This is a genomic window from Pedobacter suwonensis (genome assembly GCF_044762335.1).
Taxonomy (GTDB): Bacteria; Bacteroidota; Bacteroidia; order Sphingobacteriales; family Sphingobacteriaceae; genus Pedobacter.
The window spans coordinates 1-15,213 of sequence record NZ_JBIWEB010000002.1; the positions used below are offsets into that span (position 1 = coordinate 1).

Sequence of the window (15,213 nt, forward strand, 5' to 3'; positions counted from 1 at the left end):
GCCTTTTTGCACAACAACTTCTGCTTTTTTCAAGCAACAACTCTGGGGGTCAATTTGAAATTGGCGAAAGGGGGTCAAATTTATTGGTATATGCACCAATGTCCAGTCCATTGAAATTAAGCCTGTTTTTGAGTTATACCCATTTGTTCGGTTTAAGAGATCCTACCGGAATATATATGCGATTAAAAAAGTAAGTTTTCCTGGCGACCGTGTTTTCAATATAGAACTGTCCGAAAAACAACTATCAGGAAGGAACCTGAAGCTATCGCTTCGGTATTCAGACCTGCTAAATGCCGAAACTTTTTAGCGGAATTCCATGGAAGAAAGTAAGGAACAACAAAGCCTGCACCGCTTCCTCCAGTTTGCAATCTATCTCACTGTATTGCTGGATATACTGATGTTCGTTTATGCGCCGAGGATTTTGCAGATAGGAGATGCCGAAAGAATAGGGATGAGTAAATTTCTGCTTCGCATGTCCCGGATCATCATTTACCAAAATCCATTGTATAGCAGGCTGTTTTCACTGCTTTTGATTTCGTTGGTCTCGATTGGCACTTTGAGTAAAAAACAGAAGGATTTCAATTCCAAAACCGCTATCGTCTATCCTTTGATCTCAGGCTTGCTCTTCATGATGTGCAGTATTTTCTTTTTTGGAAAAGATGGTAAGGAGATCTTTTACCTAACGAGTTGGGTAAATCTGGGCTATATACTCTCTTTGCTGATTGGAACCATTTTAGTTCATGTGGCTATGGATAATATCTCCAAGATCATTAGTTCTTCTCTTGGAAAGGATAGATGGAATACCGAGGAAGAATCTTTTATGCAGGCCAGAAAAAGAGTGGATACACCGTTCTCAGTAGTGATTCCGTCATTGTTTTACTATCGGAAAAAAATTCATGCAGGATTTATTAATGTAGAGAATATCTTCAGGGGGACGCTGCTGATCGGGACGCCAGGTTCGGGTAAAAGCTTTGGTGTCGTGATGCCATTTATCAGGCAGCTTATTGCAAAGCAGTTTTGCCTATGTTGTTACGATTTCAAGTTTCCAGACCTTGGCCAGATTTCCTATTATCATTACTTACTGGGCAAACAGCAAGGGAGACTGGCAGGTTTCGATTTCCATGTCATCAACCTCACACAGGTGGAGAGCAGTAGAAGAATAAATGTACTGAGGTCTGACTATATTCTCACCTTAGCTGATGCAGGGGAAACAGCAGAGGCATTGGTGGAAGCCTTGAAAAAAGGTGATAAGTCCGGTGGGAGTGATCAGTTCTTTACCCAGAGTGCCGTAAATTTCTTGGCCGCCTGTATCTACTTTTTTTCTCAGTTCGAGGGCGGCAGGTATTCGACCTTTCCACACGTGCTGTCTTTTCTCAACTGTAGTTATGAGCAGATATTCACAGTACTCTTTTCCAATCCGGAGTTGAAAAGTTTGCTTTCCCCATTCGCTACCGCTTATCAGGCAAAGGCATTTAATCAACTCGAGGGTCAGATCGGGACACTGAAAGTATTTATCTCCAGACTGGCGACAAAAGAAACGTTTTGGGTGTTTTCGGGTGATGATTTCAACTTGAAGATTTCATCAAGTGAAAGCCCGTCAATATTGGTACTAGCTAATGATCCGAATACGCAGAATATCAACTCAGCATGTTATTCGGTGGTGTTAAACAGGCTGACCAGGCTCATCAACTCTAAGGGCAATTTACCTTCGGCATTGATCATAGATGAACTTCCTACTCTTTTCGTACACCGGATTGAGAACCTGATTGCAACAGCGCGTTCAAATAAAGTGGCGGTGCTGATGGGCCTGCAGGAATTGCCCCAGTTTCAACAGCAATATGGAAAGGATACCGCAACTACGATTACATCAGTCATTGGTAACGTACTATCAGGATCGGTAAGAAACAAGGAAACCCTGGAATGGCTGGAGAGATTGTTTGGTAAAGTTAAGCAGCAATCTGAAAGTCTTTCCATTGACCGCACCAAAACATCACTCTCTCTTTCTGAAAAGCTGGAGCCATTGATTCCTGCGGGAAAAATTGCCTCATTGAAAGCAGGTGAGCTTGTTGGTATGCTCGCCGCTGATGCAGTAACGAATTACACTGGTCAATATGAAACCTCAGCGATCAACTGCCGGGTGAATCTGGATATGAAAGCGATCGCTAAGGAGGAAAAAGCTTATCCCGAAATGCCGGTATTCTATGACTTTGGCGGTAAAAAAGAGCAGGTGCTTCAGAAGAACTTCAGAGAGATCAATGCCGAGGTAAGTTCATTGGTTTCCAGATTCAAAACATCGGAGCCAACTGCAGCACCTGTACCAGCAAAAGCAAGTATGGGTGGCCTCAAGTGCTAATATTTATCCAGTACTGGTTTTAAAATTAATCATTGTTTTATGGAAGAATTAACCGGACAACTCGTTCTGGTGCATCCGGATCTTATTCAGGATCCGGTATCCAGACAAGGCCAGGTAGGTGTCATAGCCATGGCCGATCTAAAAAGTGATACCATTACCGTTGGTTTTGGTGGAAGCCCTTTGGGCAGATATTCCGCTGATGCGCTACTGGTATTGAAAGAAAAAAACGAACTCTACAGAGACATCATGCACGATCCCAAAAGCCTGGAAGCAGATACATTTAAGCAATTGCTGAAAATCAATATGCTACAGGAGAACCCTGGTTATGGCAATATCTCGGATGCCCTGAAAATTGTCGCAGGGCAAAAGGAGCTCATTGAGCACAGCATGATCTCTCTGGAAAATCATATCGCAAAGCATTATGGAATGGACACCTCTGCGCAGGCTTCGATGGGACGTTAGCTTCCCTATGCTACTCATTCTGCTGGTAAGCTACTTTTTCTGTAATGCCCAATTGTCAATGCCGCTGCAGAAAATGAGGATCAATTCCAGCTTTGGCTTCAGGAGACATCCTGTGACCCATCAATCCGATTATCATAAGGGTATAGATTTATATGCCCGTAATGAACCTGTTTTTGCCATCCTGGAGGGCATAGTTTCACTTACAGGTAATCATCCTATACTTGGCAATTTCATCAGGGTTGATCACAATGGGGTAACAAGTATTTACGGGCACTTGTCAGTCATTCTGGTAGCTAAAGGAGATAATCTGCAGTCTGGTGAATTGATCGCAATTACCGGAGCGACTGGTAGAGTGACGGGTGAGCATCTCCATTTATCGATCTGTTCTGCCGGAACTTACATCGATCCAATCACATTTTTTCTAAGGTATCTTGAAATGAATAAGGATAGTATTGTCAAAGGAATAGAAAGTAAAGCATCCATTTCGCTGAGAAAAAAACTGGAACTCCTGGTAGATAGCGATGAGGTTGTCTTAACTGCTGCTGAAAGTAAAGTCTATGGGACGGACCTGGCCGATAGGGAGGATCAGGGCGATGGCTAAAAATGTTGTCTCAAAACCGATGCATGAGCAGGTTGCTGAAAAAGTGATTGATGCATTAAGGGCAGGAACTGCTCCATGGCAACGTCCATGGGACGTTGAAGGGATGCAACTTCTTTTGCCTTACAACTTTCAAAGTGGAAAGCGCTATCATGGTATCAATGCGGTATCCTTGCTTACCACAGGCCGTGATGACCCCAGATGGATGACCTACAGGCAGGCTGAGGAAGGCGGTTTTCAAGTTAGGAAAGGTGAAAAATCGACACTCATTCAGTTCGTTAAAACCTCAGATGAACGTGTCAAAAGAGACCAGTCCGGCAAGATTCTCCATGATGAGCTTGGAGAACCTATCAAGGAATCAAAAAAACTCCCACAAGCCGTCATACGAAATGCCTACGTCTTTAATGCTGCGCAGATTGATGGTATGCCCATACTGGAAAGAACCGTTGCAGGTTCAGCGTGGGATCCTATCGATAAGGCCGAAAAGCTAATCGCAGCTTCTGGCGCAAAGATCTATCACGAATATTCGGGAAAGGCTTTCTATGATCTGAATCGGGACTCGATAACGCTACCCTATAAGGATTGGTTTTCCCATAGCGATAAATATTACGCTACGGTTCTTCATGAGCTTGGTCACTGGACCGGGCATCCCGATAGGTTAAACAGGGATATGGGTAATGATTTTGGTGATCCGAAATATGCCAAAGAGGAACTGAGGGCTGAGATCGCATCGATGTTATTAGGTCAGGAACTGGGAATCGGGCATGATTCGGGCCAACATTATGCTTATGTGGAGAATTGGATAAATCTTTTGGAGGATAATCCTTATGAGATTTTTTCTGCCGCGATGGATGCGGAGAAAATATTAAGCTTCATCCTCGGACTGGACAAAAAGCAGGAGCTTTCTTTGGATCATGAAGAAGAACACTTTTTGGGGCTACCTCCCGTAAAAGTTCCAACATACCTTACCACAGGAGATAAAATCCACTACAATGACGCTATCTATGAAGTTTTAGGGCATTTAAAGAAAGGGAGGGTAAAAATGCAGGATACCTCCAGTGGAAATGTTTTTACTATGAACAGGAACGACAGGCTATATACATCCCTGCTTTATCTAAAGCGAGAGGAAGCTTTGGCCAATCAGCAAAATGAATTAATAAAAAACGTGGACGAAACTGAAGTTTTGCCTTTTCTAGAACCTGGTAGATAATTATTTATGGAAAAATTGATTTTAAATGAAGCGTTGCCCATAGTAGCGCTTTCTGAGCTTGGGCTGTACGTAAATGGCCGGCATTTACTTTCTGAGAAAAACATCAAGGCGCTTTTATCCGGTCGCCGGACGTCTATGTTGAGCTTAAAGAATCTAAAAAGCGACACTTTTGTGATTGAGGGCCTGGAAGCAAAGCTGTCACTGGGAAAGGAGGGAGCTACTGACGCCATCCTGGTGCACCCGGTTTACAGAGAACCCAAAATTTGCGCTGAACTTGAAGCGAAAGAAGGTTGGGCGATGATTGCAAATGATGATGCAAATGTGGCTAAGGTTATTAAAAATTCCACAGATGATTCGACAAGAATGCTCATCTTTGAGTATGATAGTGAAACTAAGGAATTTCTATCCTATTCACCCTCACAGGTCATCGTGCCGATTCAGGTAAATGGAGAGTTGTTGGAGGAAAGCAAGCGCTTGGCCTTTGCCCATGGTAAATTAATTGAGATGGCCGACGGAACAAAAATTCAATACAGGGCATCGGAACCAAATGGAATTATTGCCAACACTCCAGTCCTCATTCTTACGATAGCGGGAAGTGAAGCGCCGGTAAGTTATCTGGTTCTGGAGATTCATCCTTTGAAAGACTATAGCATTCAGCAGAGCCCCTTCACTGCGTCATTCGAGGCTGCTTACATCGAAATGGAAAGAACGGAAAATTCCTTAGCTGATCGGGAAATTCTAAAGGATAGTTATGAGGAGTTTAAAAATGAATACAATCGTGACTATGGGGCTGGTCACTCCAGATAATGTCTGTTGAATGGACCAGTTGCAATGGGTTTGGATATCTTGATGTGAATGGCCTTCCTCCAGTTTGCGTCTTGGAGGTATGGCTGTTCTATGAGAAGGCCGATATTCAAGCTTATCTTGACCGCAATTCCTATTTGAATTTTCAGCTTGTATTGGTAGCCGTTGGACATTGTCCGGATTCATTTATTATTGAACACATTCAACAACTTTTTCAAAATGCAAGATTCAGGTCTGCTTTTGGTAACGATTTACCTGCCATTGTATTGACTTGCAGAATTTCGTTATGGCTTAAATGCACTGATGCGTTATTTATGGCTCAGGAAAACACCATGTTTTTTCAATACAAGTCCATTCAGTTTGAGTGTCCAATACCCCTTTTCTCCCTAAGCCGGTTCTGCAAGCTGACAGGCTTTCGTACGCGGCTTAAACCAATGAAGACTTTCAGGTAAAAGTTACGGTTTTGTATACGGGGGTTGGCGGAGTTTGAAATCATTCAACTTCATCGATTGGCTTTTAATTAACCATAAAAATCTGAGCTTTCGTGCAAGCTCTTAAACCTTTAATTTTTTTATTATGAATGAGCAAAATTTAGATTATCTAAAAAATAGCCTTGATTATCTTGGCTTCGGAACAAAACTCAACGATGTACTGGAATCGGCAATCTCACGGGAACTTCCTGCCTTTTCACTCGGCGTCAATCAAAATTATAAGCCAATTGGTTCCAAACAAAATTCTGCCTTAGGCGCGGATCAGGTTAGCTTTAAATTAAACTTCAACAGGTCTAAACAAAGTGATATGTATTTTCTTAATGACTACGAGGTTGTTCTGAACAAGTCAGGTAATGCAGTTCCAATTCATCAGGTGTTTGATCTGGAGAGGGATAACCGAATCACAGCCCTGCAGGCTTATAAACTATTGTCTGGGAATGCATTGGAGCGCGAGGTGGTTGTTAAGGCTGAAAACGGTGAAAGTCCTGAAAAGAAAAAGGTGTGGTTTAAATTAAACCTGGATGTTCAGGATGCCTATGGCAACCATCCGCTCAAGAAGTTCTATCCAGAATTTAAGTTCGATCTGTCCTCAGCAATTGATAAGTATCCTTTCAAAGGATTAAACGAGCTTGGCAAGCAAGGGATGGAAAGGTTGCTCAGAAACGGTAACATGGCCCAGGCTGAGATGACCGTGGGTAAAAAAGCAGTCCCTGTATTTATAACAGCTAATCCGCAGTTTAAAGGGCTTGATGTCTATGACAAGAATATGTCGCTGATCCGCCAGGATGAGATTTTTCCAAAAAAAGAAGAGGAAAGTGCTAAGGGTAAATCTTCGGATAGATCTGCTTCAAAGGAAAATGAAATGAGCCATGAATCCGGTGAGGAGCGATTCCCCTGGGAAAGTAGCAAAGGAAATGCGCCAACTGAGCAGGCAGAAATAGGTCGTTAATTGTAGTTAGCAACTGGAAAGATGAAAAAGCTTTTGGCAAAAATTGAGCGTATTAGGGCTAGCGGATGGGCATACTTAGATTTGAGCGAGAACCACCCTCTGTATCATCTCGACGGTAAACGTTTCAAACTAGAAAGTATTGGTACTCCGGATATCAAATGCCGGGTGACACTTATTGTTGAAGGCGAAAACGTGGATTTCACGATAGATGACTTGCATTGAGAAAGGATGCTTCGAATCTTGAGTTATTTCATGGTATTGATGAACTAAGTGGAGATTCAGTAAACGTAAAATCTAATACAGGGATTGGTTCGAGTGAATACGCTCATGGCGATGGATTTTACACCACGACCTCAAAGGGGCTAAAAATGAGGTGTCTGATCCATCTTTTGATCCGGAAAATGTAGATGTACCGTTTTCAAGCTTGAAAACATTCGGCTTTTCAGGATTAAAGTCATTTGAAAATGCGATAGACTTTATTGAGATGAGCTCATCAGTCCAAATAAACTCAAAGGAATATCTAACCAAGGCTTTAGGATTCGAAGGCCTTATTTGCCATAGAGTTATGAACCTCAGAAAATAGGAATAGACTGGGATTGATGCTGGGAAAAATGGATTGAAGAGCCTCCGAGCAACGTGGTTATTTGTAAGCCTGGAAAAATTAGTTCAATTCAACTATTAAAAGACCAAAATAGAACTATAGATAACCAATGCAAGATTTTTCCATCGTCACAAATGGAAGACAATACCCCGAGCGTCAATAGCGCTCGGGGTATTTTGGTATGCGCATTAATTTAGGGGCATTTTACTGGATGATAGATCATATCGCCAGCGACCCTAATGCACCGATCTAGACTAAAAGATGGTCAATTTCTAACGATCGTCTTTTATCCCATGAATTTGATTTCTAAAGGGAATTTATGACTGGTGATAGACTTCCAAATTATCAGTCTTTTTATTGAAAATTTATCACCAAAATTTCAATGGATGGAGTATGAAAATAATCAATCGTACAGCCGAGAACAAGTGAAGCCTGAACAGGCTATGGAAATTTTAAAAGGAAAGGGAATAATTATTACGAAGGAACAGGCAATAAAAATTTTGGAGTTCATGAATGCCTTTGCGAAAATAGTCATCAAACAACATTTGGATAAATAGCATTTTGGCAAGTTTCAGTATGGCGTTAAAGCTTGTTTAAATGTAGTTTATTTCTTATATTAACTGGTGTTAAGTTAACTTGATTATTTCTATGAAGATTGCGGATTTATACATTAGAGTAAGTACGGAAGAACAAAAAGATAAGGGATATTCACAACGCGATCAAGAGGAGCGCTTGCGTAAATATTGTGGATTAAATCAAATTAAAATTAATCAAATTTATATTGAGGATCATTCAGCGAAGACTTTCAATCGTCCGCAATGGCTGATACTGATGAAAAATCTTCGTAGTAAAAAATTAAACCCTGTTAATTTACTTCTATTTACGAAGTGGGACAGATTCAGCCGAAATACCGCGGACGCTTATCAAACCATCAATAGCCTTAAGTCTTTAGGTGTTGAGACACATGCAGTGGAACAGCCTCTTGATTTGTCCGTTCCGGAGAATAAGATGATGCTGGCGTTCTATCTAGCCGTTCCAGAGGTAGAAAATGACAGACGTTCTTTAAACGTTTTTTACGGCATGCGAAGAGCTAAAAAGGAGGGCCGATGGATGGCTACAGCACCAGTTGGTTATTTAAATAAATCCAGCGAGACCGGCACCAAGTATATAGCTCCCCATCCGGTATTCGGAAATATAATGAAAGAAGCATTCGAAGAAATGGCTAAGGGACGGCTCGCAATAAACGAAATTTGGAGGCTTGCTGTTTCAAAGGGCCTAAAATGTGGCAAAAACCAATTTTGGGTGTCTTTGAGAAATCCCGTTTATTGCGGTAAGTTATTTATTCCCAGATATCAGGATGAGGAGGCAACAATTATAAAGGGGGTTCATGAGCCAATCATAAGTGAAGAGCTATTTAATGATGTTCAAGATGTTATGGATGGTAGAAAAAACCATAATCGAGGACATGTTATAAGTCCTGATAGCCTACCATTAAGAGGATACATGATATGCCCAAAATGTGGGAAGAACCTTACAGGTAGCCCATCAAAGGGAAAGTACAAGAGTTACTATTACTACCATTGTGTTTCCCCATGCAAGTTTAGAGTTAGTGCAGTAAAAGCAAATAAAGTCTTCGAGGCTGGACTCGCCGATTTGCAGCCAATCGATGGTATGCAGGAACTTTATGAGGAATGTATACGGTTCAATTACAACTCCATGGTTAAAGATAGTGTAGATCGTACGCGTCGGACTAAAGCAGATATTGAGGTGCTGAATGTAAAGATCGATAAAGTCCGTGAACTATTAATTAACGATCAAATTTCACCGGAGGACTATGGCGTAATCAAAAAGCAGCTCGAAGATAAAATATACAATTTAAATAAAAACATAAATGTATTCAATCAAAATAAGGAGAATATTAATAACCTAATCAAAAGTTTATCGAACTCCCTCAAAAACCTAGAGAAGGCATATTTTGAGGCTGAAACAGCGCTAAAACGCGAAATTATAGCAGCAATTTTCCCTGAAAAATTGGTCTACCACGACGAGGGTTATCGAACTCCTAGAATGAACGAAGGGGTGGAGCTAATATATCTGATTAATAAGGAGTTATCTGAAATAAAAAACGAGACAAACAGCTTAAAAACTGGTTTGTCTCGTGAGGTGCTCCCGACGAGATTCGAACTCATATCGATGGTACCGGAAACCATAATTCTATCCATTGAACTACGGGAGCAAGGCTGCAAATATAGGATTTGAAAACATATTTTTTTTGCATTTTTAATAAAAAAATACAGTTAAATTCAGCTATATATTTTGCCACAATTGTTTAGAGCGGAGAAAGGGTTTTAACTGCTTCGCATTCCCTTAGGTCAACATCAATCCCTGAATAGGCTCAGCCTGAGTTTACAAAGTAGATTGATCATCTCCACAACGAACCATCCGACCTTCAAAACTCAGGTTAATTTCTGCCTGATAATAAAAAGCGTTCTTCAATAAACTTGCTGAAAGCTGCCTTGTAATGTGCCGCCATTAATACCTCATACTTTCCGAGGTTTATCTTATTACCTTCAATTTTCTTTACGTAAGCCGAATTGATGATGTAAGATTTGTGTACCCTGAAAAAGCTTGTATTGTATTTAAGTTTTTCTTCCATCTCCTTAATGGTCATGTAAACAGAGTAATTTTCAGTAGGAGTGTATAGGTGGATATGATTATTTGAACCCTGGATATAGATAATGTCAGTTTTCTGTACGGTTAAGATTGTGCTTTTATCACTGGACTTTCTAAAATAGAAAACATCTTCACTATCTCCTTCAAAATTGTGGCTTCCGTAACATTCTTTTAATACATCATTGACCACTTTTGCAAATTCTGAAAGATCAAATGGCTTAAGAAGATAATGCTTAGCCCTGACTTTGAAAGCATCTATCGCATATTGCGGGTAGGAGGTGATAAAAATAATATTGTGCGGTTCGCCCTTTAGATTTTCAGCTAGGTCAATGCCTGAAAGATTTGGCATATCGATATCTGTGAAGATAATGTGGCTTTGCTTGAGCATGGTGATATCGTTTAAAGCTGAAACTGATTTTGTGTAGGTGAAATCTAATCTTAGCCTTGGAAATGCGGAGATAAATTCTTGAAGAATGTCAATAGCTGACTGGTCATCATCGATAATGATGCAGGGGATTGTGTTATTCATGAGAGATATATTAGATATGACAAGATACAAAATATTCCAGATTAGAATCAAATACATTTGAAAGCTTTTTACGCGTTTGTTTTTGTCCCCGAACCAATAGCATGTTCAGGAAAGATCTCAATTGGATAATTCAATAATAGAGATTGTTTTTAATCCTGCTACCATTTCTGCATCCCGGCCATTCTCTGTCAATTTGATGATTTTGATGTTAACAAACGATTAAATTATGGCCTAAACACGCCCTTATATTGACTTTATGCTTCTGTATTTTTAATTTAGGCTGTCTGCAATACTGATTTTAGGGGCTTAGGTTGGCTTTTTAAGAAATAAAATGCACCTTTGCGAACCGTTAAATAGGTTTAAGCATGTAACAAATAAATAGCTGTGTATGGAAGAAATGGTTGTGGAAGAAATTCAGGAACTACTGGAAAAAGAGAACGACAAAGCATTAAAACAATATCTGGATCAACTGAATATATCAGATGTTGAAGAACTGATAGATGAACTCCCACAACATGCAGCTAAATTTATTGAAACCTTATCCCTCAATAGGGCAGTAAATGTATTCAGGATCCTCGATTTTCCTACACAGGAACGGATCATTAAAAAGCTTTCAGGCAATAAACTTAATCAGATCATTAAAGACCTGCCACCTGACGACCGTACCGCACTCTTTAGTGAGTTAAAAGGAGATGTGGTAAAAAAAATGATCACCCTTTTGCCGCCGGAAGAACGTAAAGAATCGCTTGCGCTTTTAGGCTATAAAGAGGATAGTATAGGTCGTTTAATGACGCCTGATTATATTGCTGTGAAACCCGAATGGTCTATTACCAGGGTTTTAGCGCATATCAGGCGTTACGGGAAAAACTCAGAAACCATCGATGTTGTATATGTAATCAATAAGGATGGGGTGCTGTTGGATGATATCAGGATACGGGAAGTTTTATTGGCCGACCCCGAAGCCATTATAGGCGAGTTGACCGATAAACGTTTCATTGCCTTAAAAGCAAATGACCCTCAGGAAGATGCAATCAACATCTTTAGGATGAATAACCGCGTGGCTTTACCTGTAGTTGATGAGAATAATATCCTGTTAGGTATTGTTACCGTTGATGATATTTTGTGGATTGCCAATGAAGAATATACTGAAGATATGCACAAAATCGGGGGTACCGAGGCTTTGGACGAACCTTACCTGGATATCCCGATTTTTAAACTGGTAAAAAAGCGTGCCGGTTGGCTAATTGTACTGTTTTTAGGCGAAATGTTAACCGCAACAGCCATGCAGCATTTCGAAATCGAACTTGAAAAAGCAGTGGTACTGTCTCTTTTTATTCCTTTGATTATGAGTAGTGGCGGTAACAGTGGTTCACAGGCATCAACCCTAATTATCCAGGCCATGGCCTTAGGCGAAGTAACCATTGCAGAATGGTGGAAGGTAATGCGCCGCGAACTTGTTTCAGGGGCTTTACTGGGCATCATTCTGGGAACTATTGGTTTTGTCCGTATTGTAACCTGGCAAGAGTTACACCTTTATAATTATGGGCCACATTGGTTTTTAATTGCTACTACTATATTCTTTACACTTGTTGGCATTGTACTTTGGGGCAGTTTAATCGGTTCGATGATGCCAATTATCCTGAAAAAACTGAGACTTGATCCTGCAACCTCATCAGCACCATTTGTAGCAACTATGGTAGATGTAACCGGAATTGTTATTTATTTTAGTGTAGCCGTATTGATTTTGAAAGGCGTTTTACTTTAAATTTAAATCATGCAAAAGAAAATAACCACACTTTTTACCGACATCGGGGGCGTTTTATTGACAAATGGCTGGGATAGGCAGGCAAGGGGAGAGGCTTCTGTACTTTTCAACCTCGATTCCGTTGATCTCGAAGAACGGCATCACCTTACTTTCGATACCTATGAAGTGGGCAAATTAACGCTTGATGAATACCTGGAGCGGATCGTTTTCTTCAAAGAACGCAATTTTACCTACGATGATTTTAAGGAATTCATGTTCAAAAAATCACTTCCTTATCCGGAGATGATCCAATTGATCTGTAATTTAAAAAAGAAATACAATTTAAAGGTCGCCGTTATCAGCAATGAAGGCAGGGAACTCAACCAGTATCGCATTAATACTTTTAAACTGAATGAGTTTGTCGATTTTTTTGTGTCGTCAAGTTTCGTGCATTTCCGTAAGCCCGATGCCGATATTTTTAAAGTAGCCATTGATATTTCGCAGAGTGATGTAGAAACGAGCTTGTACATTGATGACAGGATGTTATTTGTGCAGGTTGCCGAAGGTTTGGGCTTAAAGGGCATTCATCATACCGATTATGAAGATACCAAAGCGCAATTGGCTGCTCATGGGTTGGAGGTTTAAAATAAGTCATCATCTTCATCTCGACTGAAACACATTGGAATGAAGAGATCTATTTTCTGGGTTTTAAGGGGATTGACAATTGTTGGTCAATTATAGAGTATAAATATTTGCTGCTTGGGAAAGTTTATGTATCTTTACATCGTGAAAATTACAACAGCAAAATATTGTTTTAACCTGTGTTTTGGTTACTCAAAAAGTAACGGGTCGACTTTATTTATCTGATAAAATATAAAATGAATTTAAAGCCGCTTGTTACAAATGTAATAAGCGGCTTTTTTGTTTCCTATCGTTTGGTATGCACAATGGATTTGTGCTGGTCTGCAAAACCAGTGTAGTCAGTTCGATTCTGACACCAAACTCAAAAAAATTAAGGGGCGTGAATGTGATCTCATACTGCAGTTGAAAAATATCTTTTATGTTTTGAAAGCACATACAGCAGACCGTTTTAAAGTTTCGTCCTGCTCATTGCAAATGCTCACTTCGTTGCGGGTTTTTCATTTCGATCTGGATCAAAGCACAAATCCGCTGCTAATACTTGAAGCTGGGTACACCGATAATTTTTTTCTGAATCTTCTCTAGCATTCGTCATCCTGAATTTATTTCAGGATCTTTCGGTGTTGTGACACATTTGATTAGAAGAGTTGACAACTTTCCGGGCAGCTGTGCTCTTAAAGTTGTCAACGCTAAAATAGGTAACGTGGATCTCCGCTAAAGGTTCATTTGCAAAAAAAAGAGGCTGTATCATAAAATGCCAAATGTCATCCTGAGCTTGTCGAAGGAGTTTGCTTAAGCGCTTTATAGGCGTTTCGACAGGCTCAACGTGACAAATTAAAGATAAAATCGCAAATTATGATACAGCCTCCCTGTTTTTTAAAGTCCCCTTTTGGGGTTTAGGAGTAATGAGATTTAAACATTAAACCTGAAGTGCATGATGTCACCATCTTCCACTACATAGGTTTTTCCCTCTACACCCAATTTACCAGCCTCTTTACAGGCATTTTCAGAGCCCAGGGTTACAAAATCGTTATACTTGATCACTTCTGCGCGGATAAATCCTTTTTCGAAATCGGTATGGATTACCCCTGCAGCTTGCGGCGCCGTAAAACCTTTGGTAATGGTCCATGCCCTTACCTCTTGTACGCCCGCAGTGAAATAAGTATACAGGTTTAATAATTTATAAGCTGCACGGATCAGTTTATTTACGCCAGATTCAGTTAAACCTAAGTCGGCTAAAAACTCCTGGCGCTCTTCGTAACTGTCCAGTTCGGCAATTTCTGACTCAATTTTAGCCGAGATTACCAAAACTTCCGCATTTTCATCAGCAACATTCGCTTTCACCAGGTCAACATATTTGTTTCCGGTAACTACCGATGCTTCATCCACATTACAAACATACATGACCGGTTTTTGCGTAAGTAAACCTAAATCTTCAATAAAATCGAAATCATCTTGCGCCAATGGTGCGGTACGAACAGATTTACCGCTTTCTAAATGAGATTTAACCACGGTTAAGATTTCATAAGTACGTTTAGCGTCTTTATCGCCACTTGTTTTAGCCATTTTTTCAACTTTTTGAATACGTTTTTCAACGGTATCCAAGTCTTTAAGCTGTAACTCCGTATCAATAATTTCACGGTCGCGGATCGGGTCAACAGAACCATCTACGTGGATGACATTTCCGTCATCAAAGCAACGCAGAACGTGGATAATGGCATTGGTTGCACGGATATTTCCTAAAAACTGATTTCCTAAGCCTTCACCTTTTGATGCACCTTTTACTAAACCGGCAATGTCTACAATCTCGATGGTGTTCGGTTGTACTTTGTTTGGCTTAACCAACTCCGCCAGTTTGGTTAACCTATCATCAGGTACTGTAATTACACCAACATTGGGTTCAATTGTGCAAAAGGGAAAGTTTGCAGCCTGCGCTTTTGCGTTCGATAAACAGTTAAAAAGAGTCGATTTTCCCACATTTGGTAAACCCACTATACCACATTGTAATGCCATTATTTATTAGTCTTTATGTCTAGTTCCGGGCTACTGATTCGTAATCTTAGGTCAATAGCCCTATGCTCGTTTTTTTGATCTTTAGTTTGGGCGCTTTGGCCATGATCTATCAAACCATCAGCCATTTTACCTTTCCTGCTTTCCGCT

General features: G+C 40.4%; 13 protein-coding genes, 1 tRNA gene and 1 pseudogene. 12 read left to right on the top strand and 3 right to left on the bottom strand.

Annotated features, from left to right (window positions below; genetic code table 11):
• From ACIQXP_RS03625 to ACIQXP_RS03670, 10 genes and pseudogenes are all read left to right on the top strand, one after another.
• On the top strand, positions 1-194 hold a 194-nt coding region (locus tag ACIQXP_RS03625; protein WP_387504517.1), incomplete at its 5' end, for a hypothetical protein.
• The gene (locus ACIQXP_RS03630) at positions 116-307 is read left to right on the top strand and encodes a DUF4138 domain-containing protein (RefSeq protein WP_387504855.1); all 192 of its coding nucleotides are present in this window, start codon (positions 116-118) and stop codon (positions 305-307) included. The genes ACIQXP_RS03625 and ACIQXP_RS03630, both read left to right, overlap by 79 nt.
• Positions 308-316: 9 nt before the next feature.
• Positions 317-2,353 (top strand): type IV secretory system conjugative DNA transfer family protein, encoded by a 2,037-nt coding sequence (locus tag ACIQXP_RS03635; RefSeq protein WP_387504518.1) that lies wholly within the window; start codon positions 317-319, stop codon positions 2,351-2,353.
• 39 nt (positions 2,354-2,392) lie between these two features.
• On the top strand, positions 2,393-2,815 hold the full coding sequence (locus ACIQXP_RS03640) for a hypothetical protein (protein WP_387504519.1): 423 nt from the start codon (positions 2,393-2,395) through the stop codon (positions 2,813-2,815).
• A complete protein-coding gene (locus ACIQXP_RS03645; RefSeq protein WP_387504520.1) occupies positions 2,775-3,416 on the top strand; it encodes a M23 family metallopeptidase in 642 nt (213 codons plus the stop codon). Before ACIQXP_RS03640 ends, ACIQXP_RS03645 begins: the two co-directional genes overlap by 41 nt.
• Positions 3,373-4,623 carry an ArdC family protein gene (locus ACIQXP_RS03650; RefSeq protein ID WP_387504521.1) on the top strand — a complete coding sequence of 417 codons (1,251 nt, stop codon included), beginning with the start codon at positions 3,373-3,375 and terminating at the stop codon, positions 4,621-4,623. The genes ACIQXP_RS03645 and ACIQXP_RS03650 overlap by 44 nt, the downstream gene beginning before the upstream one ends.
• 6 nt (positions 4,624-4,629) lie before the next feature.
• Entirely contained in the window at positions 4,630-5,430 is an 801-nt protein-coding gene (locus ACIQXP_RS03655; protein ID WP_387504522.1) for a hypothetical protein, read from the top strand.
• Between the two features lie 573 nt (positions 5,431-6,003).
• Entirely contained in the window at positions 6,004-6,867 is an 864-nt protein-coding gene (locus tag ACIQXP_RS03660) for a hypothetical protein (protein ID WP_387504523.1), read from the top strand.
• Positions 6,868-7,854: 987 nt separating this feature from the next.
• Positions 7,855-8,025, top strand: coding sequence for a hypothetical protein (locus ACIQXP_RS03665; RefSeq protein WP_387504524.1), 171 nt, complete (start codon positions 7,855-7,857; stop codon positions 8,023-8,025).
• Between the two features lie 91 nt (positions 8,026-8,116).
• Positions 8,117-9,046 (top strand): annotated as a pseudogene (locus tag ACIQXP_RS03670) (recombinase family protein); the annotation flags it as partial.
• 586 nt (positions 9,047-9,632) lie between these two features.
• Here ACIQXP_RS03670 and ACIQXP_RS03675 read toward each other — a convergent pair.
• Both ACIQXP_RS03675 and ACIQXP_RS03680 read right to left on the bottom strand, forming a co-directional pair.
• Positions 9,633-9,704 (bottom strand) — tRNA-Arg (locus ACIQXP_RS03675).
• A 225-nt stretch (positions 9,705-9,929) separates the two neighbouring features.
• Positions 9,930-10,670: a LytR/AlgR family response regulator transcription factor gene (locus ACIQXP_RS03680; protein ID WP_293741483.1), complete on the bottom strand. Its 741-nt coding sequence runs from the start codon at positions 10,668-10,670 to the stop codon at positions 9,930-9,932.
• 388 nt (positions 10,671-11,058) lie between these two features.
• Between ACIQXP_RS03680 and mgtE the strand changes: the two genes are divergently transcribed.
• Both mgtE and ACIQXP_RS03690 read left to right on the top strand, forming a co-directional pair.
• Positions 11,059-12,435, top strand: coding sequence for a magnesium transporter (gene mgtE / locus ACIQXP_RS03685; protein WP_293741484.1), 1,377 nt, complete (start codon positions 11,059-11,061; stop codon positions 12,433-12,435).
• A gap of 9 nt (positions 12,436-12,444) precedes the next feature.
• Positions 12,445-13,059 carry an HAD hydrolase-like protein gene (locus tag ACIQXP_RS03690; RefSeq protein ID WP_145860654.1) on the top strand — a complete coding sequence of 205 codons (615 nt, stop codon included), beginning with the start codon at positions 12,445-12,447 and terminating at the stop codon, positions 13,057-13,059.
• Between the two features lie 906 nt (positions 13,060-13,965).
• Here ACIQXP_RS03690 and ychF read toward each other — a convergent pair.
• Positions 13,966-15,066: a redox-regulated ATPase YchF gene (gene ychF, locus ACIQXP_RS03695; RefSeq protein ID WP_387504525.1), complete on the bottom strand. Its 1,101-nt coding sequence runs from the start codon at positions 15,064-15,066 to the stop codon at positions 13,966-13,968.
• Between the last annotated feature and the right edge of the window lie 147 nt (positions 15,067-15,213).

Excerpts from the sequence above, each read along its gene's own strand:
- ACIQXP_RS03635 (WP_387504518.1), top strand. The coding sequence starts at position 317 with ATGGAAGAAAGTAAGGAACAACAAAGCCTGCACCGCTTCCTCCAGTTT.
- ACIQXP_RS03640 (WP_387504519.1), top strand. The coding sequence starts at position 2,393 with ATGGAAGAATTAACCGGACAACTCGTTCTGGTGCATCCGGATCTTATT.
- ACIQXP_RS03645 (WP_387504520.1), top strand. The coding sequence starts at position 2,775 with ATGGAATGGACACCTCTGCGCAGGCTTCGATGGGACGTTAGCTTCCCT.
- ACIQXP_RS03650 (WP_387504521.1), top strand. The coding sequence starts at position 3,373 with ATGGGACGGACCTGGCCGATAGGGAGGATCAGGGCGATGGCTAAAAAT.
- ACIQXP_RS03655 (WP_387504522.1), top strand. The coding sequence starts at position 4,630 with ATGGAAAAATTGATTTTAAATGAAGCGTTGCCCATAGTAGCGCTTTCT.
- ACIQXP_RS03660 (WP_387504523.1), top strand. The coding sequence starts at position 6,004 with ATGAATGAGCAAAATTTAGATTATCTAAAAAATAGCCTTGATTATCTT.
- ACIQXP_RS03665 (WP_387504524.1), top strand. The coding sequence starts at position 7,855 with ATGGAGTATGAAAATAATCAATCGTACAGCCGAGAACAAGTGAAGCCT.
- ACIQXP_RS03680 (WP_293741483.1), bottom strand. The coding sequence starts at position 10,670 with ATGAATAACACAATCCCCTGCATCATTATCGATGATGACCAGTCAGCT.
- mgtE (WP_293741484.1), top strand. The coding sequence starts at position 11,059 with ATGGAAGAAATGGTTGTGGAAGAAATTCAGGAACTACTGGAAAAAGAG.
- ACIQXP_RS03690 (WP_145860654.1), top strand. The coding sequence starts at position 12,445 with ATGCAAAAGAAAATAACCACACTTTTTACCGACATCGGGGGCGTTTTA.
- ychF (WP_387504525.1), bottom strand. The coding sequence starts at position 15,066 with ATGGCATTACAATGTGGTATAGTGGGTTTACCAAATGTGGGAAAATCG.